The following is an 18,789-nucleotide window of genomic DNA, read 5'->3' as shown; positions in this document are numbered from 1 at the left end:
GTCACCCGCCGGGCAGTTCGCGGACCCGGTGCACGGAGTCCACTCGCATGCCGAGTGCTTCGAGCGTGCACAGGATCCGGGGAATGCTCGCCGGGTCGGCGACGGTGCCGAAGACGATGGTCTCCGGCGGAACGGGAACGACGAGCATTCCCCGGAAATCCTCGACGGTCGCGGACCGCGGCGGAATGGGGCCACTGCCCCGGAAGACGTAATCGACTGCGGCTTTCGGTCCACCGCGGAGTGGCCGGCTCACCGGGCGCGCTTCCCGTGCCCGGCCGCGTACCAGGCCGCGGCCACCACGACGACGTCGAGCAGCACCACGGCCGCCGACCAGGCGTGCGTCGGCAGGAAGAGCAGGCGGCCGACCAGGTCGACGGCGGCGCGGACACCGAGCCGGACCGCGGTGACGCCGGTCAGCGCCGACAGCAGCAGGACGAGCGACAGCACCACGGCCTCGGTTCCGATCCGGCCCGTCCGCACCACGTCGAGCACCACCAGTTCGCCGGGGCCGACCCAGAAGAACTGCGTTCCGACGAATCCGCACCGCGGCCCGATGGACACGGACCGGCTTTTCCGGGAATCTCCACAACCGTTCACGGGGCCACACGATTCTGCGCCGGACGAACGTTTTCCTCGCCCGCGGCGGGTGAGCCGGTCGAATTGCGTGACACACTCCGCCGCCTTGGCGGGAAACCGACCCGGAGAAGGAGGCAGCATGCCGGACAGCCGCGACGTTTCGCCGCGAAGACGGGTGCCCAAGACGAAGGTCACGATCCCCGCGCGGCCCAGGGATCTGGTGGACCGGCCACGGCTGCGGGAGCTCCTCGACGGCGTGCGGGACGCCGCGGTGGTGTTCGTCGGTGCTCCGGCGGGGTACGGCAAGACCGTCCTGCTGGCCGACTGGGCCGCCCGGCGACGGGGTCCGGTCGCGTGGGTCTCGGCCGATGCGGAAGACGACGACGACCGGCTGTTCTGGTCGGCGGTCCTCGACGCGCTCGGCGGCTGCGTCCCGGCCGTGGCCTCGTCGCGGCGGCTGGCGGTCCCCCGCCGCCCGGGCACCGATCTCGGGTTCCTGGCCCGCGTCGCCGACGCGCTGGACTCGGCGCCGGAACCGGTCGTGCTCGTGCTCGACTCCGCCCAGGAAGTCACCGCCGACCGCACGTGGCGCGGCCTGCGGGCGCTGGTGCGCCACCACCCGGCCGGTCTGCGTCTGGTGGTCTCGAGCCGCCGGGAACCGCCCCTGCCGCTGGTGCGGGCACGGCTCGCCGACCGGCTGGTCGAAGTCGGGGCGGCCGACCTGCGGTTTTCCGCCGCGGAGGCCGCGGCCTTCCTCGAAACGTCCGGCGCGGCGATCCCGCCGGACCAGATCGGCCCGCTGGTCGCCCGCACCGGCGGCTGGGTGGCCGGGTTGCGGCTGGCGGTGGCCTCGGCCGAACGGCACGGGAGCCTGCGCGAGTTCTTCGCCGGCCGCGACCCCGCTGTGCTGGACTACCTGACCGACGAGGTGCTGGCCCCGTTGAGTGCCGCCCAGCGCACGCTGCTGCGGGCGATCAGCATCTGCGACGACGTCCCGGCCGGGCTCGCGGCCGCGCTGTCGGGCCTGCCGGACGCGGAGTCGATGCTGCGTGAGCTCGGTGAACCGGCCACCCGGGCGGTCCGCTCGGACGGGACGCCGCCACACCACCGCCCGGCGCCGCTGTTGCGCACGTACCTGCGGGCCGAGCTGTGCCGCCGGACACCGGACCGGGCCCGTGCCCTGCACGCCGCGGCGGCGCGGTGGTTCGCCGAGCACGACCGGCCCACGCCCGCGCTGCTGCACAGCGTCCGGTCCGGCAACACCATCCGCGTCGGCGAGTTGCTGCGCCGGCACGCCGTGACGCTGTTCCTCACCGGCGACCACGATGTGCTGCGGCTGGCGCTCGGGGCGCTCGGTGACCGGCCGGTGTCCGCCGATCCGTTGCTGGCCTTGGTTTCGGCCGCACTGTGCCTGGAGACGGGCGAGACGTCGGCGGCCGGGCTGCGGCTGGCCCGCGCGGAGGCGGCGTGGCCGGACGACCCGCCCGCGGAGCTGATCGTGCTGCGGCAGGTGGCGTATTCGCGGCTCGCCCAGCTCGACCTCGGTCCGGTGCGGGCGCTGCGCGCGGCCGAGCGGGTCGACGAGGAGCTCGCCGCGGGCACGAGCCTGGCCGGGCTGGCGGCGGTGCACCGGGCGGGGATCCTCGTCGCCCGCCACGAGGGCGGCGCGGCGCGGGCGAGACTGGTCCGAGTCCTCGGCGACGCCGAAGAGCGCCACCACGACTTCACCGTGACCCAGTGCCTGACCACCTTGGGCAATCTCGCCTGCTACGACGGCGACTACCGGGTGATGGACACCCTGGCGCGCCGGGTGGTGGCCCGGCGCCCGGCCCTGGATCAGCGGCGGTCGCTGGAGGGCGCCCAGGTCTGTGCCCTGCTCGCCTACGGCGCGTTGCTGCGCGGGGAACCCGCCGAATGCGTGGAGCACGCCAAGCGAATCGGGCGGCTGCTCGGGGACGCCCCGGCCCGCGCGGCCCGCGACCTCCGCCTGATCGCGGAAACCCTGCACGGCGCGGCCGAGTTCGAGCTCGGCGGCTGGCACGCGGGGTTGCGCCGGATGCGGCGCGCCCGCACGCACCTGGGCACCGGTCGGGCCCGCCCGGCCGAGCAGGCGGCGCTGTGCGCGGTCTTGGAGCACCGCGCCGCGCTGCGGCTCGGCGCGGCGGGCCAGGCCCGCGAGACGGTGCGGTGGGCACAGCCGATGCTCACCGGTTCGGGTGAGCTGCTCCTGATGCGGGCCCGCACGCAGCTGCGGCTGGGCAGGCAGGGCGCGGCGAGTTCGGTGCTGCGGTCCTTGGTGGACGACGAGGCGCCGATGTGCCTGCCGTGGGTGTCGATCGAGGCTTCGCTGGTCGGGGTGCAGGCGGCACTCTCGGCGGGGGCGCAGGAGCGGGCGGTCCGCCTGCTGGACCAGGCGCTTCGGGCCGCCGAACCGGGTGTCGTCCGGTTCCCGTTCGTCTTCGCCTCCGGCGAAGTCGTCGGGTTCCTCACCTCGCGGCTGGGCCGGCTCGGCGCCGGGGAGCGGTTCGCCGGTGAGGTGCTGGCGCTGCGCCGCCGGTTGCGCACCCCGCCGATGCCCGCGCCGTTGACCGACCGCGAACGCAGCGTCCTGCGCCTGCTGCCGACGCAGCGCTCGATCGACGAGATCGCCCAGGACCTGACGGTTTCGCCGAACACGGTCAAAACCCACGTCCGCGGCATCTACGCGAAGCTCGACGTCCGCAGCCGCCGGGACGCCGTCGCGATCGCGCTGCAGCGCGGCCTGCTCGACACCGACGTCACCGACTTCACGGGCTGATGACCGCTCGCCTCACCCGCGCCGGGTGAGGCGAGCGCCCGCGGAATCCGGTCGAGTGAACCGCCCCGATCCCGGTGTGAGGAGATGTCATGGCGTTGGCGAGCGCGGAGTACCCGTTCCTCGATCTGATGTGGACGATGCTGGTGTTCTTCTGCTGGGTGGCCTGGTTCTGCCTGCTGTTCGTCGTGTTCGGCGACCTCTACCGCAGGCCGGACGCGTCCGGCTGGGCTAAGGCCGGGTGGACGGTGCTGGTGCTCGTGCTGCCGTTCCTCGGGGTGCTGCTCTACCTCGTCACGCAGGGCAGGCAGCTGGCCGAACGGCGGCGGGCCCGCGAGGTGGCCGCGCACGAGCGGTTCGACGACCACATCCGGTCGGTGTCGGCGGGCGACCGGACCGGCGCGGCGCAGATCGCCGAAGCGAAGCGGCTGCTCGACCAGGGCGTCATCGACGAGCAGGAGTACCACGCCCTCAAGCGGAAGGCCCTCGCACCTTGAGCCGGCGCTGGGTGGTGCTGCGGCCGGTGCTGACGGTCACGGCGTTGCTGTGCGTGTACTACGTGCTCCCGGTCGACCAGCAGGTACGGCCCTGGAGCGTGGCGGTGTTCACCGGCGGCTTGGCCGTCGTGGTGCTGCTGGTCGCCGGCGAGGTGCGGCTGATCCTGCGCTCGCCGTACCCGGCCTGGCAGGGGGTGCAGGCGCTGGCGTTGGTCGTCCCGTTGTTCCTGCTGCTGTTCGCCGACGGCTACTACGTGCTCGGCCACGACCGGCCGGGCGCGTTCGGCTCGCCGTTGACGCGGACTGACGCGCTGTATTTCACCGTCACGGTGTTCGCCACGGTCGGGTTCGGCGACATCGTCCCGGTTTCGGCCGCCGCACGGGTGCTGGTGACCGTGCAGATGGCCGCGGACCTGGTGGTGCTGGGCATCCTGCTGCGGGTGATCGTCACGGCGGTCACGCGCCGGCAGTCGTCCACATCGGACACCTCACGTCGGGCGCGGGAGCAGCAGGGCGGCGACGAGCCCCACCACGGCCGCGAGCGCGAGGGTGGCGAGGGCGAGCGCGAACGACGTCCCGCCCGGGCCGGACGTGCCCGCCAGGACGGACCCGGCCAGCGCCGTGCCCACCGACGAGCCCAGGTTGGACACGCAGCGCGAGACCCCCGAGATGTCGCCCTGGGCCGAGTCCGGGCCGCGGGACTGGACCAGGTTCACCGACGCGGTCAGCATGATCCCCACGCCCGCGCCGAGCAGGAGCAAACCCGGCACCGCGCTCGGCACCCCGGAATCGGCGCGCACCAGCAGCAGCACGAGCGCCAGCCCCGCGACGGTGAGGACGAAGCCGCCGCGGACGAGCCGGCGCGGTGAATGCCGCCGCGCCAGCCGGCCCGCGGCCGCCGAGGCGCCCAGGATGCCGATCGTGGCGGGCGTCAGCGTCAACCCGGTCTCGATCGCGTCGTAGCCGCGCACCTGCTGCAGGAACACGGCGATCACGAAGAACGAGCCCTGCAGGACCAGCCACTGCACGTGCTGGGTGAGCAGGCCCAGCCGGGTGACGCGGTCGCGGAAGAGGCCGGACGGCACCAGGGGTTCGCGGCCGGCTCGCTCGCGCGCGCGGACGTGTGCGAAGAACCCGGCGAGGATCCCGCCGCCGGCACCGGCGAGCACCCACACCGGGGAGGGCCCACCGGCCGGGAGCAGCACCACCTCGGCGACGATCCAGTCGGCCCGCGAGACGAGCCAGCCGTAGGTACCGGCCTGCAGCACCCCGGACACGACGAAGAACAGGCCGGTGGCCGAAAGGACCGCGCCGGCGACGTCGAACGGCGTCCGCCGCGGCCGGCGCGGGTCGTCGATGCGCCGGGCGAGCACGAGGACCCAGCCGACGAGCAGCACCTGCAGCAGGAACGACGCCCGCCAGCCGAACCAGGTCGTGACCAGTCCCCCGACGAGCGGCCCGGCGGCGGCGCCGAGCGCGCCCGCGCCGCTGACCACGCCGAAGCGCCGGGCCCGCGCTACCAGGTCCGGGCTGGTCGCGGTGACGAGGATGTAGATCGGCGGGATCATCAGCGCCGATCCGATCCCCTCCAGCACGGAGTACCCGAGGACCAGCAGCCCCAGCCCCGGCGCGGCCGACGCGAGCAGGGCGCCCGTGCCGTAGACGGCGAGCCCGGCGGTGAAGCAGCGTTTGCGGCCCAGGACGTCGGTGAGCTTGCTGCCGGGCACCATCAGCGAAGCCATGGTGAGGGTGAAGAGCGTGATCGCCGTCTGGACGCCGAGCACGGTGGTGCCGAGGTCGGCGGCGATCACGCTGACGGCGACGGTCATGGTGGTCGCGGCGTAGCTGGCGACGAACTGGGCGAGGGCCAGGGGCAGCACGGTCATCGTTCCTCCTCGACGGTGCCGCACAAGGTGGCGTGGCCGTCGCCGGGCCACCTCACCCCACGCGGATGAGGCAGCACGCGCCGGCCGGGACGACCGTGATCGCGACCGCACCCCCGAAGGAGGAACCATGACCGAGACCGCGATCGCCGAGCACGGGCTGATCGGTGACCTGCAGACCGCCGCGCTGGTCACCACCGACGGGTCGGTCGACTGGTTCTGCTGCCCGCGGTTCGACTCGCCGTCGGTCTTCGGCGCGCTGCTGGACGACGAACGCGGCGGCCGGTTCCGCATCCGCCCGGCGGGCCCGCACACCTCCGTCCAGATGTACTACCCGGACACCGCGGTGCTGATCACCCGCTTCTCCGGCGCGGACGGGATCGGTGAGGTGGTGGACTTCATGCCGCCGTGCGGCGAGGCCGTCACCGGCACGCACCGGATCGCCCGGCTGGTGCGCTGTGTGCGCGGGCGGATGGCGTTCGAGGTGCTCGTGGCACCGCGGTTCGACTACGGCCGCCGTCCGCACGAGGTGGTGCTGACCGGGCCGGGCGCGGTCTTCGTCGCCGACGAGCGTTGCCTGGCGCTGCACGTGGTCCGCGAGCCGGACGACGCGCACCTCGCCGAAACCCGCGTCGAGGGCGGCGACGTCCACACGCGGCTGGTGCTGGAGGCGGGGCAGGTCCGGGGTGTCGTGCTGGAGTCGGACCCGGCACGGTCACCGCACGAGATCCGCGTCGGCGAGTTCACCGAGCTGTTCGAATCCACTGTGGACTGGTGGCGGACGTGGCTGGCCCGCTCCACCTACCGCGGCCGCTGGCGGGAGATGGTGGCCCGCTCGGCGATCACGTTGAAGCTGCTGACCTACGCGCCGACGGGCGGGCTGGTCGCGGCGCCGACGTTGGGGCTGCCGGAGGAGCTCGGCGGCGAGCGGAACTGGGACTACCGCTACACGTGGGTGCGGGACGCGTCGTTCTCGGTGTCGGCGTTGCTGGCGGTGGGGTTCACGGAGGAAGCCGCGGCGTTCGGAGCCTGGCTCGGCGAGCGCATCCGCGAGGGCGACGGCGGTCCCTCGGGTCCGCTGGCCGTGCTCTACCGCGTCGACGGTACGACGGACCTGCGGGAGGAGCCCCTCGGCCACTGGTCGGGGTACCGCGGGTCGAGCCCGGTCCGCATCGGCAACGACGCGGCCGGGCAGCTCCAGCTCGACATCTACGGCGAGGCGCTCGACAGCGTCTGCACGGCCGACCGGGCGGGGTTCGGGCTGCCCCACCGCGGCTGGACGGCGGTCCGGGCGGTGCTCGACTGGCTCGGCGAGCACTGGGACCAGCCGGAGGAGGGAATCTGGGAAACCCGCGGCGGCCGCCGCTGCTTCACCTATGGCCGGTTGATGAGCTGGGTGGCGTTCGACCGCGGAATCCGCCTGGCGCGGGCCCACGGCCGCCCGGCCCCGGTGGAGGACTGGACGTGGCAGCGGGACAGCATTTACGACCAGATCCTCAACCGCGGCTGGCACCGGACGCGCCAGGCGTTCGTCCAGCACTACACGGGCGACGACCTGGACGCGGCGCTGCTCCGGATGCCCCGCACGGGATTCCTGCCGCCTCGTGACCCGCTGTGGATCTCGACGTTGGACGCGATCGGCACGGACTTGGTGACCGACACGCTGGTCCACCGCTACGACCCGGTGTCGTCCCCGGACGGGCTGGCGGGCTCGGAGGGGACGTTTTCGTTGTGCAGCTTCGCGTATGTCGACGCGCTGGCCCGGGCGGGGCGTCTGGAGCAGGCGCGGGCGGCGTTCGAGAAGATGCTCACCTACGCCAACCACGTCGGGTTGTACGCGGAGGAGATCGCGCCGACCGGGGAGCAGCTGGGGAACTTTCCGCAGGCCTTCACGCACCTGGCGCTCATCGATGCCGCGGTGACGCTCGACGCCGCGCTGGGGTGACGGTGGGGAGCCGGTTCCCCACGGGTTTCGCGAATTCGACCGAACGGAAACCGGCCCGAGACCAAGGCCGGTAACAAGGGACCGGGCGCCGACGTCATCAGACCCACGCGATGCGAGAGGGTGGACATGACAGCGACCGCGCCGATCCGAGAACGTTCCGAAACCGAGTCGATCCCGCCGAACCCCGGAACCGACCCGGAGAGCCCGCCGCGGTCCCGGCTGCTGGGGCTGTGCGGCTACCTCTTCCTCTTCGTCTGGCCCCCGGCGGTGCTCCTGCAGGTGTGGTTCGAGCACCTGCCCGGCTGGCTCTACGGCGTTCTGCTGACCTGCGCGGTCCTGTTCTACGGCCGCGTACTGCTCAACATGTTCACGGCGAAGCTCGCCAGCGCCGAGGCCAAGAAGCGCGGAAGCCTCGACGGGTCCGGCGACGTGGGCGCGGTGGAAGAGCTGGCGAACGACCTCCGGGACGACCTCGACGTCATTTCCGTCGAGCACCTGCAGCAGTTTGCCTGGTCGTTGCTCACACCCGCCGCGGTCCGCCGGAGGGTCACCGACGAGTACACGCCGGATCACCGGACGCTCCGCAAGTCCGTGACCATCGAGTTCTCCTTCGACCGGCGGTTCCATCAGTGGCCGGCCGAGCCGGATCACCGCGCGGCGCCGGTGCGCTGGTGGCGATCACGATGCCGAAGAAAGGTCAGTTGTACGACCACTTCAGCATCACCGATGCCGCGGGCACCCCGATTCCCCGGCTTCTCCAAGGCGAGTACCGGTTGCTGGTGGCGAAAACCTTGCGCGCGATGCTCCGCGCGGCTTTCGGCAACACGCCGCTGAGCCCGGAAGCCCTGGAAGCGGAACGGGAAGCCCTCGAGGAAATCGTCCGGGTGGGGCTCCCCGCTCAGCACCGCGACGAGTCCGAAAGTGATTTCCGGATGCGCTACCAGGACCACCTCGATCGCCGCTTGCGCGTGCTCGAGAAGATCCGGCGGCTGGTCATTCCCGACGGCTGCGATCACGGATTCCTCCGGCTCGCCGTAGAGCTGGTCTCGAAGCTGTCGCTCAACTACGCGGTCGTGGCGGCCATACCCGGCGACGGCGCCCGGTACGTCGTCAAATACGACTACACCCTGATCCCCGACCTCGAACTGAGCAAAGTCACCCGCCGGCGGGGTATCCGAAGCCGCCTGCACTTCCTCCTGGGCACGCGGCCGGTGTTCCTGTCGGTGAGTGCGCGCAACGCCGCCTACTGCCAGAGCTACCACCTGGCGATCAACGCCGCGTCGAACCTCTACGTCGGCGACTTCGACATCACGGCCGTCACGAACCACGTCGACGCCCAGGTCGCCACGACCAGGCAGAAACCGCTGTGGCGGGTCCGCGGCCGCCGCGGACAGCACTACTTCCACCTGCACACCCGCGGCCTGCAGATCCGCGGCAAGCAGGCCGACGCGGACAAGCTTTCGGTGAAGGTCAAGTTCTTCGAGGTCCCGCCCGGTTCGCTGGGCCACGCCGGGATCGCGGCGCTGGCCTGCCTGGCGATCGTGACCGCCGTCGGCTGGACGGTCACCACGGTGACCGATGTGGACCGGATCGACACGCAGATCGCCGCGTTCCTGCTGGCCTTCCCCGGGCTGGCGGCGGCGTGGCTGGGCTTCGAGGCGAAATCGGCGCACCTGTTCGAGGGGAGCCTGACCGCGCGCCTGTCGTCGGCGGCGACGTTCCTGCTGTCGATGGCGGCGAGCGTCCTGCTGCTCCTGACGGTCTCGCACGTCGTGCACCAGCACCGGGTGCGGCTGTTCGTCTTCGGGACCGCAGACGGGCCGTGGTCGGTCCTGGTCGCCCTGGCGGCTCTGCACGCGGCGGCGATCTGCGCCATCTGGTGGCAGCGCGCCGCGATCTACCGGCGGCTGGCCGTGCGGCCGGTCGGCAGTTCCGGTTCCCCGGCCACGTCCTCGACCGAGTCTTGACGGAGGCGACGATGTCGAAGTCCGACTTCCCGCGCACGATCCGGCGGCTGGTCCTCGGCCGCCAGAGCAGCGACTACCGGGACGCCGCCCGCGCGGAGCGGCAGTACAACCGCCGGGTCCGTGCGGAGGTGGAAGAAGCCCAGTGGACGGTAGAGACGGTCGACTGGCCGGTGAGCCACCCCGACGACGTCGCCGACGACGACGGCTTCCGGCTCCTCGGCAGCACGGCCTACGTCCAAGCGCTGGACGGTCTGGGCGCCAGCTACGCCGGGCAGCCGGTGGCCGGGCCCGCCGATCAGCCCACGGGCTGAGCCGTGGTGCTCAGCCGCCGTGGGTGGTGTCGCTCTGGTAGCTCGTGTACGTGTACGGGTTGTCCAGGATCTTCGTCTCCGGGACGTCCGGGTTCATCCCCTGCCGCCACGCCTCCTCGCCGAGCTGGGACCTCAGGTACTCCACCGTGGACTCCACCGTCCGCCGGACCGCCGCGAGATCCACGTCCACCAGACGCCCGTCGCGCTTCACCACCCGCCCGTTCACCAGCACCGTGTGCACGTCCCCGCGCTGAGCCTGGAACGCCACGTGGCCGTACGGGTTCAGCAGCGGGAACGACACCGGTGAGTGCTCGTTCTTCAGCAGCACCACGTCGGCCTTCTTCCCGACCTCGAGGCTGCCGATGTCCGACCTCCCCAAAGCCGCCGCGCCGCCGCGGGTCGCCCACTCCACCACCTGCTCCGCGCGCAACGCCGCGTGCGTCACCGTCTCGCCCTTCGCGTGCGCCTCCAGGTGCTCGCGCGAGCGGTCCGCGCCCAGTGTCGTGCGCATCGCCGTGAACAGGTCGCCGCTCCACCAGACCGAGGTGTCCATCGACAGCGACACCGGGATGCCGTACTTGCGCAGCGCCCAGGTGGGCGGGTAACCCTGGCCCGCGCTCTGCTCGCTCTCCGTCGACACCGACACCGACCCACCCGTCGCGGCGATCCGGTGGTAGGAGTCCGCCGACAGCGACGCGCTGTGCACGTAGATCGTCTCCGGTGTCATGAACCCGTGGTCGTGCATCAGGCGGATCCCGTCGTCGCCGGTCGCGCCCCACACCCCCGCGTGCGTCGTCACCGGCACGCCCAGCTCGCGCGCCACTTCGAACGCCCCTTTCTCCGGGAACGCCGGGTCTCCCGTGACGTCGAACGCGAGCTGGAAGCCGAGCAGGTCGTCCCCGGTGATGCGGCGGGAGACGAAGTCGCGGAACTCCGGGGTCGCGGTCCAGTGCGCCGGGGAGTCCTGGATGTTGCCGTAGGCCAGGACGAACCGGCCGGGCACCGCCTGCAGCGCGTCGGCCGCGGCGTCGGCGTGCTGGGTCGTCCGCAGCCCGTGCGACCAGTCCACTGTGGTCGTGACGCCGGCTTCGAGCGCTTCCAGCGCGCCGAGGAGGTTGCCCGCGTAGATGTCCTCGGGGCGGAACACCTTGCCCCATTCGAGGTAGTACCAGACGAAGTACTGGGTCAGCGTCCAGTCGGCGCCGTACCCGCGCATGGCCGTCTGCCACAGGTGCCGGTGGGTGTCGATCATGCCCGGCATGACGATGCCGCCGGCCGCGTCGATCTCCGTCGTGCCCTCGGGGACCTCGAGTGCCGGGCCGATCGCGGTGATCCGGTCGCCTTCGACCAGGACGTCCGTGCCGGGCAGGACGCGGTGGGCGTCGTCGAGCGTCAGTACCGTGCCACCCCGCAGGACGATCGGACCGGGCATGACTGCCTCCTGCGTACACTCGTCCGACAGGCGGACATCGGGTGGGTGTGGCCACTTTTGCCCAGTGCCGCGCCGGTGTCAATCCCCGCCGCTACGCTGCGGTCAGGACCACGGCAGGAGGAGGTCGCGATGCCACGCGAGGGAACCGGTCCCGACTTCATCGAGGCGCTGGCCCGCGGGCTCGAGGTGATCACGGCGTTCCGGCCGGGCCGGGACGCGCTGACGCTGGCCGAGGTCGCCACCGCCGCCGGGCTGGCGCGCCCGACCGCGCGCCGGATCCTGCTGACCCTGGAGGAGCTCGGGTACGTCCGCACCGACGGGCGCGGCTACTCCCTGACGCCGCGGGTGCTCGACCTCGGTGTGGCCTACGTGCGGTCGAAGGGGCTGTGGGAGGTCGCCCGGCCGCACCTGGAGCGCCTGGTCGAGCGCACGAACGAGTCGTGTTCGATCGCGCAGCTCGACGGCTCGGACATCGTCTACGTCGCGCGGGTGGCGGTGCCGAAGATCGTCGGGCTGACCGTGCAGATCGGCACCCGGTTCCCGGCGCTGCCGACGTCGCTGGGCAAGGTGCAGCTCGCCGCCCTTCCGCCGGACGAACTGGAGAAGGTGCTGGCCGAGCCGACCCGCTCCGGGCTGGTCGCGCGCTGGCAGCCGGAGAAGGCCGAGCGCGACGCCGAGCTGCGCGAGGTGCGGGCCCGCGGCTGGGCGCTCACCGACGAGCAGCTCGCGCTGGGCATCCGGTCGGTGGCCGCGCCGCTGCGCGACGGGTCCGGGCGGGTGATCGCCGGGGTCAACGTCAACTGCCACGCGGCGGAGACGTCCGTTGAACGCCTGCTGGAGCACCACCTGCCGCTGCTGCTGCAGACCGCCGGGGACATCAGCGCCGACTTCGCCCGGCTCGACGACGTCCCGCACGTCACCGTCCCGGCCGTCTCGTGACGCCTTGACCGGACGCGCCCGCTGTCGCAGACTTGCGGACACAAGTCCGTCAGACGGACAGAAAGTGAGGATTGCCGTGGGTCCGCTGTCCGGTCTGCTGGTCGCGGACTTCTCCCGGGTGCTCGCGGGCCCGTACGCGACGATGCTGCTCGCCGACCTGGGCGCCGACGTCGTCAAGGTCGAAGGCCCGCAGGGCGACGAGACACGCACCTGGATGCCCCCGGTGCGCGGCGACGTCTCCACCTACTACCTCGGCGTGAACCGCGGCAAGCGGTCCATCGCCCTGGACCTGCGCGACGAAGCCGACGCCGCGGTCGCCCGCGAGCTGGCCACCCGCGCGGACGTGGTGATCGAGAACTTCAAGCCCGGCGGCCTGGCGAAGTACGGCCTCGACTACGACGCGGTCAGCAAGGCCAACCCCGGTTCGGTTTACGCCTCGATCAGCGGGTTCGGCTCCGGCGTTGGCGCGCACGTGCCCGGGTACGACCTGATGGTGCAGGCGATCTCGGGCCTGATGAGCCTGACCGGTGACCCCGACGGCCCGCCGTACCGGGCCGGGATCTCGGTGTTCGACGTGATGGCGGGCAACCACGCGGTGATCGGCATCCTCGCCGCCCTGCGCCACCGCGACGCGACCGGCGAAGGCCAGCACGTCGAGGTCAACCTGCTGTCCTCGGCGCTGACCGGGCTGGTGAACCACAGTTCCGCCTACGCCGCGGGCGGGGTGGTGCCGTACCGGATGGGCAACGCCCACCCGAGCGTCTTCCCCTACGAGCCGCTGCCGACCGCCGACGCCGACCTGATCGTCGCCGCGGCCAACGACGGGCAGTTCCGCCGCCTGTGCGAGGTGCTCGACCTGCCGGACGTCCCGGACGACCCGCGGTTCGCCCGCAACGCCGACCGCACGAAGAACCGCGAGGAGCTCCGGCCGATCCTGGTCGAGCGCCTCAAGACGCGCACCGCCGTGGCCTGGTTCGACGCGCTGACGAAGGTCGGTGTCCCGTGTGGACCGATCAACACGATCGACGGCGGGTTCGCGATGGCCGAGCGCTTCGGCCTCGACCCGATCGTCGAGGTCGGCGACGGCGACCGCGCGGTCCCGACCACACGTCACCCCATCCGGTTCTCCGCGACCCCCGCGGCCTACCGGCTGCCCCCGCCCGAACTGGACGAACACGGCGCCGAGCTGCGCGCCTGGCTGGAGGCCGAGAGTGCCTGACCCCGTCTACGAAACCGCGCTCGGTGCGTCCACGAAGGACAAGATCACCCTGCTCGGGCACGACCTCGCCGAGGACGTGATGGGCACGGTCGGGTTCGGCGAGCTCGCGTTCTGGCTGGCCACGCAACGACGTCCGGCCACCGGGGAAGCCCGCGTCTTCGAAGCGGTTTTGGCCGCGCTGGCCGACCACGGGTTCACCCCGACCGCGATCGTCACGCGCCTGACCTACCTGTCGGCGCCCGACTCGGTCCAGGGCGCGCTCGCCGCCGGGCTGCTGGGTGGCGGGTCGCGGTTCCTCGGCGTCACCGAGGACTGCGGCCGGTTCCTGCACGCCGTGCTCACCGAAGCGGGCGAGCTGCCCACCGACGAAGCCGGCTGGGACGCGCTGGCGTTGAAGACGGTCGAAAACAGCCGTGCGGAGAAGAAGTTCGTACCCGGGCTCGGGCACCACGTGCACAAGGACGGCGACCCGCGGACCCGGCGGCTGTTCGCGATCGCCGACGAGGAGGGCCTGCGCGGCCCGCACCTGGAGCTGTTCGCCGCGATCGGCCGGGTGCACCCGCGGGTGCTCGGGAAGACGCTGCCGCTCAACGGCGCCGGTGTCTGCGGTGCCGCCCTGGCCGACCTGGGGCTGCCGCTGGAGCTGCTGCGCGGGTTCGCGCTGCTGGCCCGCACGGCCGGCCTGATCGGGCAGCTCGCCGAGGAGCTGCGCCACCCCGTCGCGAACGACATCTTCCTGTCGGTGGACCTGAACAACCGGTCGGTGCCACCGGACCCACAGCAGTGAGAGGAACGCCGATGCAGCTCGTCACCGAGGACAACATCACCGAGCTCGCCGCGCAGCGCTGGGCGAGCGCCCACGACCCGCGGACCGCGGAGCTGATGACCGCGCTGGTCCGGCACCTGCACGCGTTCGCCCGCGAGGTGCGGCTCACCGAGCCGGAGTGGATGGCCGCGATGCGGTGGCTGACCGAGACCGGGCAGATCAGCGACGAGAAGCGGGAGGAGTTCATCCTCGCCTCCGACGTGCTCGGGCTGAGCATGCTGGTGGTGCAGATGAACCACGCCTTCGACGCGAAGGCGACCCCTGCGACCGTGCTGGGCCCGTTCCACATCGACGGCTCGCCGGAGAAGGACTTCGGCGGCGACATGTCCGACGGCCTGCCCGGCGCGCCGCTCTACATCACCGGCACCGTCCGCGGCCTCGACGGCTCCCCCGTCGGCGGCGCGGTCCTCGACGTCTGGCAGGCCGACGAGGAAGGCGCCTACGAGTCGCAGATCCCGGACATCGACGAAGCTAGGCTGCGCGCGAAGTACGCCACCCGCGCCGACGGGTCCTACTGCCTGCGCACCATCGCGCCGAAGGGGTATTCGATCCCGATGGACGGCCCGGTCGGGCAGCTGATCGGGGCCACGGACATCTCCCACTTCCGGCCCGCGCACGTGCACTTCCTGATCAACGCCGCCGGGTACGAGCCGCTGATCACCCACCTGTTCCAGGAGGGCGCCGAGTACCTCGACAGCGACGTCGTGTTCGGCACCAAGCAGGAACTGGTCGTCGCATTCGAGCAGCGGGAGCCGGGGCCGACGCCCGACGGTGGCGAGTCGGCGGAGCCGTGGCTCGAGGCGCGGTACGACTTCGTGCTGCAGCCCGTCTGACGCCGTGCGCGCGGCGGAGATCCGGGCGGCGGGGCGGCCGCCGGTGGTGGCCGAGCGGGCGGTGCCCGAGGCGGGGCCGGACGGCGTCGTGGTGGAGGTGACGGCCGCGCCGATCACGCCGCTCGATCAGCTCTGTGCGTCGGGGACGTCGTACTTCGGGGTTCCGGCGACGCCGTACGTGCCCGGGGTGCAGGGCGTGGGCGTGCTGACGCGGCCGACGCCGTCGCACCCGGCGGGAACGCCGGTCTGGTTCGCGACGGCCGCGGGCATGCGGCCCGGGGACGGCAGCATGGCCGAGCACGCCGTCGTGGCGCCCGCCGACCTGGTCGTCCTGCCGCGGGAGGCCGAGCACGCGCTGGTGGCGGCGCTCGGGTTGTCGGCGGTCGCGGCGTGGCGGTGCCTGACCGCGACCGGCGGGCTCACCGTTGGGGAGACCGTGCTGGTGCTGGGCGCGGGCGGAGTGGTCGGGCAGTCGGCCGTGCAGCTGGCGCGCATCGCCGGGGCCGGGCACGTCGTGGCGTGCGCGCGGACGGACACCGCGCTGGAGCGGGCACGGCGCTTCGGGGCCGACCACACCGTGCGGCTCGACGAGGACGAAGACGTCGAGGACCTGGCGCGCCGGTTCGGCGAGCCGGACCTCGTCATCGACCCCGTCTGGGGCTTCCCGGCGGCAGCGGCGTTGCGGGCGTTGCGCCCGGGCGGGCGGCTGGTCAACCTGGGCAGCGCCGCGGGCGAACAGTGCCCGATCCCCTCGGCCGTGCTGCGCAGCCGGTCGCTGCGGGTGCTCGGCTACACGAACAACGCGCTCACCACCGAGGAACGCCGGGAAGCGCTGCTGACCGTGGTGGACCACGCGGTGGCCGGGACGCTAACCGTCGACTTCACGCGGGTGCCGCTGGCGGACGCGGCCGGGGCGTGGGACCGCCCGGGCCGCGTCGTGCTGGTGCCGTAGGGCCGGTTCGAAATCGGTCGGAGCCGTTCGGCGATCTCGGCCCGGCCCGTCAAAGGTCTTGAATGAGTCATTCAGGTCTTGGGAGGTCCTGAATGACTCATTCAAGACGTCGGCGCGGGCCCCCCGGCTGTCCGTGCCGGGCACCGGCGCCGACTGCGATACCGGCGCTAGCGGGCGTAGCCCTCGGCGGCCAGGCGCTTGCCGATCTGGTCGTAGACGGCCTGGTCGTCGGGCGCGACCGTGGCAAGCCCGTCGACGTAGCGGTTGAACAGGCAGAACGACGCCGCGATCAGCACGGTGTCGTGGAGCTCGACGTCGGTGGCGCCCTCGGCGCGGGCGGCGGCGATCAGCTCTTCGGTGACCGCGCGGCCCGTCTCGCGGACGGCGAGCGCGATCCGGAGCAGGGCCTTGAGCTTCGCCGACACGGGCGCGTCGTCGATCCCGCCGCACGCGGCGTCGACCACCGCGCGGCCGCCGTCGATCGTCTCGGCCGCCGCGGCGGCGTGGCTGCCGGTGCAGAAGCGGCACTCGTTGCCGTTCGAGACGACGGTCGCGATCAGCTCGCGTTCGCCGACGGTGAGGGAGTTCGGGCCGCGCAGCAGCACCTCGGCCAGCTGCCCGAGCGGGGCCGCGGTCTCCGGCCGGTAGGCGAAGAGCGCGCTGATTCCCGGCAGCTGCGGGTCGAGCGGGATGTGCGGCATCGGTTCCTCCTCGCGGGGGCGGGCGATCTTCTCCCGCAGTCTTTCGGCGGGCGGCGGCCCGGCCAACCTCCACGTTGCCCAACCGGGCCGCCGCCGAATGCCTCAGCCGAGGGCGAAGTCGTCGGCGTAGACGGCACTTTGGCCGTACCAGCCGTGGACGTAGACCGTCACCGCGCCCGACCCGCCGGTCGTGAACGGCACCGACAGCCGGGTCCAGCCGCCGCTGGAGGTCCAGGTGCTGGCGGTGGCCCCGCCGCGAACGCCGACGTAGGCGTAGCTGCCCTGCACCCACGCGGTGAGCGTGTAGGCGTGGTTCGGGGCGAGCGTGACGTTCTGCGCCGTTTCGCCGGTGGCCGACGCCGTGGGCACCACCTGCAGCGCGTGGGTGCCCGAATGTGCCGGCGAGGAGACGATCGCGTCGCCGGTGGCGCTCCACGGGCTCAGCGCGCCGGTTTCGAAGCCGCCGTTGACGACCCCGCCCGCCGGTGGGGTGCCGTTGATGGTCAGGGTGAAGGTGGTGCTGTGGCTGCCGGAGGCCGCGGTGCCGGTCACGGTGAGCGGGTAGACGCCGGGGACGGCCGCTGTGGTGGTGGCGACCGACAGCGTCGCGGTCCCGCCCGCGGTCACCGAACCCGGGCTGACCGACGCGGTGACCCCGGCGGGCGCCCCGGTGACCGCCAGCGTCACCTGTTGCGCGGACCCGGAGGTGACGGCGGTGCCGAGGGTCGCGGTGGCCGAGCCGCCCGGGTCGACCGCGGCCGACGCCGGGTTCGCCGTGAGGGAGAAGTCGTTGCCGGGCACGGAGGTGCCGCCGGTGAACGGCTCGAAGGCGTGGCTGAAGAACCAGGTGTCCTGGGCGATGCCGGAGCAGTTGTCCGCGGCGGCGCCGCCGGGGCAGCTGCCGTTGTCGCGTTGCAGGGCCCAGAAGGAGATTTCGTTGATGCCCTTCGAGACGGCCCAGTTGTAGACGGTGGCGGCGTCGGCGGTGGTGAACGTCTCGGCCGGGCCGAAGTCGTCGACGCCGATCATCTCGGTGACCCCGACCATCCCCCACAGCTGCGCCTGCGTCTTGCCCGGGTAGAGCGCGCCCAGCTGGGAGACCAGTCCGGCGGCGGCGGTCTGGGTGTCGGTGGCCATCTGGTGGGCGGCGTTGTCGTAGTAGTCGAAGGTCATCAGGTTCACGACGTCGACGCGGGTGCCGTTGGCGACGGCGTTGCGCAGCACGGCCAGGCCGCTGTCGGCGAGGCCGCGGGTGGTGGTGGGCAGGGTGTAGGAGATCTGCAGGGGACGTCCGGACGCCGCGGCCCAGTCCTGGACCTTCTTGATGGCCTTGTTGCGGCGGTCGATGCCGGCGGTGTTGGTGAGGGAGTTGTCCTCGATGTCCATGTCGAGGCGGGGGACGTCGTAGGTGGTGATCACCGACTCGTACGCGGCGGCGATCGAGTCGACGTTCGTGCAGCTGTCGGCTATTTCGGTGCCGGTGTTGTCGGCGGTGTAGCCGCCGAAGGACGGGATGACGTCGCCGCCGCGGGAGCGGATCGTGGTGATGTCGGAGCCGAAGACGCCGGTCGAGATCGGCATCCCGGTGTCGCCGTTCCAGTAGGTGGTGCAGGAGCCTTTGGTCGCGGCTTGGAGGAACGCCATCGTGAGGTGCTTGGCGCCGGACTGCTGGGCCAGCGCGGCCGGGCTTTCGCCGGTCCAGGCTTCGAAGTAGGGCGCGAAGACGTGGGCGGGCAGCGGTGTGGCGGCCTGCGCGGTGCCGGCCGCGGCGACCAGGGATCCGGCGGAAACCGCTGTCAGGGCAAGGAAAACGGACATTCGGGAGAAAGGTCTGCGTCGACGCATCTGCGCTCCAGTGCCGGCGGGGAGCCGTGCCGCGGCGGTGCACGGCGGAACGCCTTCAGGATTGGACCA

Annotated in this window: 17 protein-coding genes and 1 pseudogene; 12 read left to right on the top strand and 6 right to left on the bottom strand. The window is 72.5% G+C overall.

Features of this window, described 5'->3' with window-relative positions:
- Position 1: 1 nt before the first annotated feature.
- Positions 2-148, bottom strand: a complete 147-nt coding sequence (locus QP939_RS39715) for a hypothetical protein (RefSeq protein WP_285451679.1) — start codon at positions 146-148, stop codon at positions 2-4.
- A 101-nt stretch (positions 149-249) separates the two neighbouring features.
- Positions 250-561, bottom strand: a complete 312-nt coding sequence (locus QP939_RS39710; protein ID WP_285451678.1) for a hypothetical protein — start codon at positions 559-561, stop codon at positions 250-252.
- Between the two features lie 154 nt (positions 562-715).
- Between QP939_RS39710 and QP939_RS39705 the strand changes: the two genes are divergently transcribed.
- The 3 genes and pseudogenes from QP939_RS39705 to QP939_RS52025 all read left to right on the top strand — a co-directional run.
- Positions 716-3,373, top strand: a complete 2,658-nt coding sequence (locus QP939_RS39705) for a winged helix-turn-helix domain-containing protein (protein WP_285451676.1) — start codon at positions 716-718, stop codon at positions 3,371-3,373.
- A gap of 89 nt (positions 3,374-3,462) precedes the next feature.
- Complete coding sequence (locus QP939_RS39700; RefSeq protein WP_285451674.1) at positions 3,463-3,867, top strand: SHOCT domain-containing protein; 405 nt, start codon at positions 3,463-3,465, stop codon at positions 3,865-3,867.
- An 11-nt stretch (positions 3,868-3,878) separates the two neighbouring features.
- Positions 3,879-4,268: pseudogene (locus tag QP939_RS52025) on the top strand (potassium channel family protein); the annotation flags it as partial.
- Positions 4,269-4,355: 87 nt separating this feature from the next.
- Here QP939_RS52025 and QP939_RS39690 read toward each other — a convergent pair.
- Positions 4,356-5,753: an MFS transporter gene (locus tag QP939_RS39690; RefSeq protein ID WP_285451672.1), complete on the bottom strand. Its 1,398-nt coding sequence runs from the start codon at positions 5,751-5,753 to the stop codon at positions 4,356-4,358.
- A 127-nt stretch (positions 5,754-5,880) separates the two neighbouring features.
- Here QP939_RS39690 and QP939_RS39685 point away from each other — a divergent pair, with 127 nt between their 5' ends.
- From QP939_RS39685 to QP939_RS39670, 4 genes are all read left to right on the top strand, one after another.
- Positions 5,881-7,695: a glycoside hydrolase family 15 protein gene (locus QP939_RS39685; RefSeq protein WP_285451670.1), complete on the top strand. Its 1,815-nt coding sequence runs from the start codon at positions 5,881-5,883 to the stop codon at positions 7,693-7,695.
- Positions 7,696-7,821: 126 nt separating this feature from the next.
- Entirely contained in the window at positions 7,822-8,529 is a 708-nt protein-coding gene (locus QP939_RS39680; protein ID WP_285451669.1) for a hypothetical protein, read from the top strand.
- Positions 8,475-9,662, top strand: coding sequence for a hypothetical protein (locus QP939_RS39675; protein ID WP_285451668.1), 1,188 nt, complete (start codon positions 8,475-8,477; stop codon positions 9,660-9,662). Before QP939_RS39680 ends, QP939_RS39675 begins: the two co-directional genes overlap by 55 nt.
- 11 nt (positions 9,663-9,673) lie before the next feature.
- Positions 9,674-9,973, top strand: a complete 300-nt coding sequence (locus QP939_RS39670) for a hypothetical protein (RefSeq protein ID WP_285451666.1) — start codon at positions 9,674-9,676, stop codon at positions 9,971-9,973.
- Between the two features lie 10 nt (positions 9,974-9,983).
- On the opposite strand, the gene QP939_RS39665 is transcribed toward QP939_RS39670, so the two are convergent.
- Positions 9,984-11,405 carry an amidohydrolase family protein gene (locus tag QP939_RS39665; RefSeq protein ID WP_285451665.1) on the bottom strand — a complete coding sequence of 474 codons (1,422 nt, stop codon included), beginning with the start codon at positions 11,403-11,405 and terminating at the stop codon, positions 9,984-9,986.
- Positions 11,406-11,534: 129 nt separating this feature from the next.
- Here QP939_RS39665 and QP939_RS39660 point away from each other — a divergent pair, with 129 nt between their 5' ends.
- The 5 genes from QP939_RS39660 (at position 11,535) to QP939_RS39640 (ending at position 16,174) form a co-directional block, all read left to right on the top strand.
- Positions 11,535-12,344, top strand: coding sequence for an IclR family transcriptional regulator domain-containing protein (locus QP939_RS39660; protein WP_285451664.1), 810 nt, complete (start codon positions 11,535-11,537; stop codon positions 12,342-12,344).
- 64 nt (positions 12,345-12,408) lie between these two features.
- Positions 12,409-13,563 carry a CaiB/BaiF CoA transferase family protein gene (locus tag QP939_RS39655; protein ID WP_285451663.1) on the top strand — a complete coding sequence of 385 codons (1,155 nt, stop codon included), beginning with the start codon at positions 12,409-12,411 and terminating at the stop codon, positions 13,561-13,563.
- Entirely contained in the window at positions 13,556-14,350 is a 795-nt protein-coding gene (locus QP939_RS39650; protein WP_285451662.1) for a citryl-CoA lyase, read from the top strand. The genes QP939_RS39655 and QP939_RS39650 overlap by 8 nt, the downstream gene beginning before the upstream one ends.
- Positions 14,351-14,361: 11 nt before the next feature.
- Positions 14,362-15,222, top strand: a complete 861-nt coding sequence (locus QP939_RS39645) for a dioxygenase family protein (RefSeq protein ID WP_285451660.1) — start codon at positions 14,362-14,364, stop codon at positions 15,220-15,222.
- A 4-nt stretch (positions 15,223-15,226) separates the two neighbouring features.
- Positions 15,227-16,174, top strand: coding sequence for a quinone oxidoreductase family protein (locus QP939_RS39640; RefSeq protein ID WP_285451658.1), 948 nt, complete (start codon positions 15,227-15,229; stop codon positions 16,172-16,174).
- 167 nt (positions 16,175-16,341) lie between these two features.
- Here the strand turns inward: QP939_RS39640 and QP939_RS39635 are convergent, their stop codons facing one another.
- Entirely contained in the window at positions 16,342-16,875 is a 534-nt protein-coding gene (locus tag QP939_RS39635) for a carboxymuconolactone decarboxylase family protein (RefSeq protein ID WP_285451656.1), read from the bottom strand.
- 102 nt (positions 16,876-16,977) lie between these two features.
- The gene (locus QP939_RS39630; RefSeq protein WP_285451654.1) at positions 16,978-18,693 is read right to left on the bottom strand and encodes a glycosyl hydrolase family 18 protein; all 1,716 of its coding nucleotides are present in this window, start codon (positions 18,691-18,693) and stop codon (positions 16,978-16,980) included.
- Between the last annotated feature and the right edge of the window lie 96 nt (positions 18,694-18,789).

The organism is Amycolatopsis nalaikhensis, from assembly GCF_030264295.1.
Classification (GTDB): domain Bacteria; phylum Actinomycetota; class Actinomycetes; order Mycobacteriales; family Pseudonocardiaceae; genus Amycolatopsis; species Amycolatopsis nalaikhensis.
The sequence above is the reverse complement of the archived record's forward strand: the minus strand, read 5'-3'. Positions and strand labels throughout refer to the sequence as shown.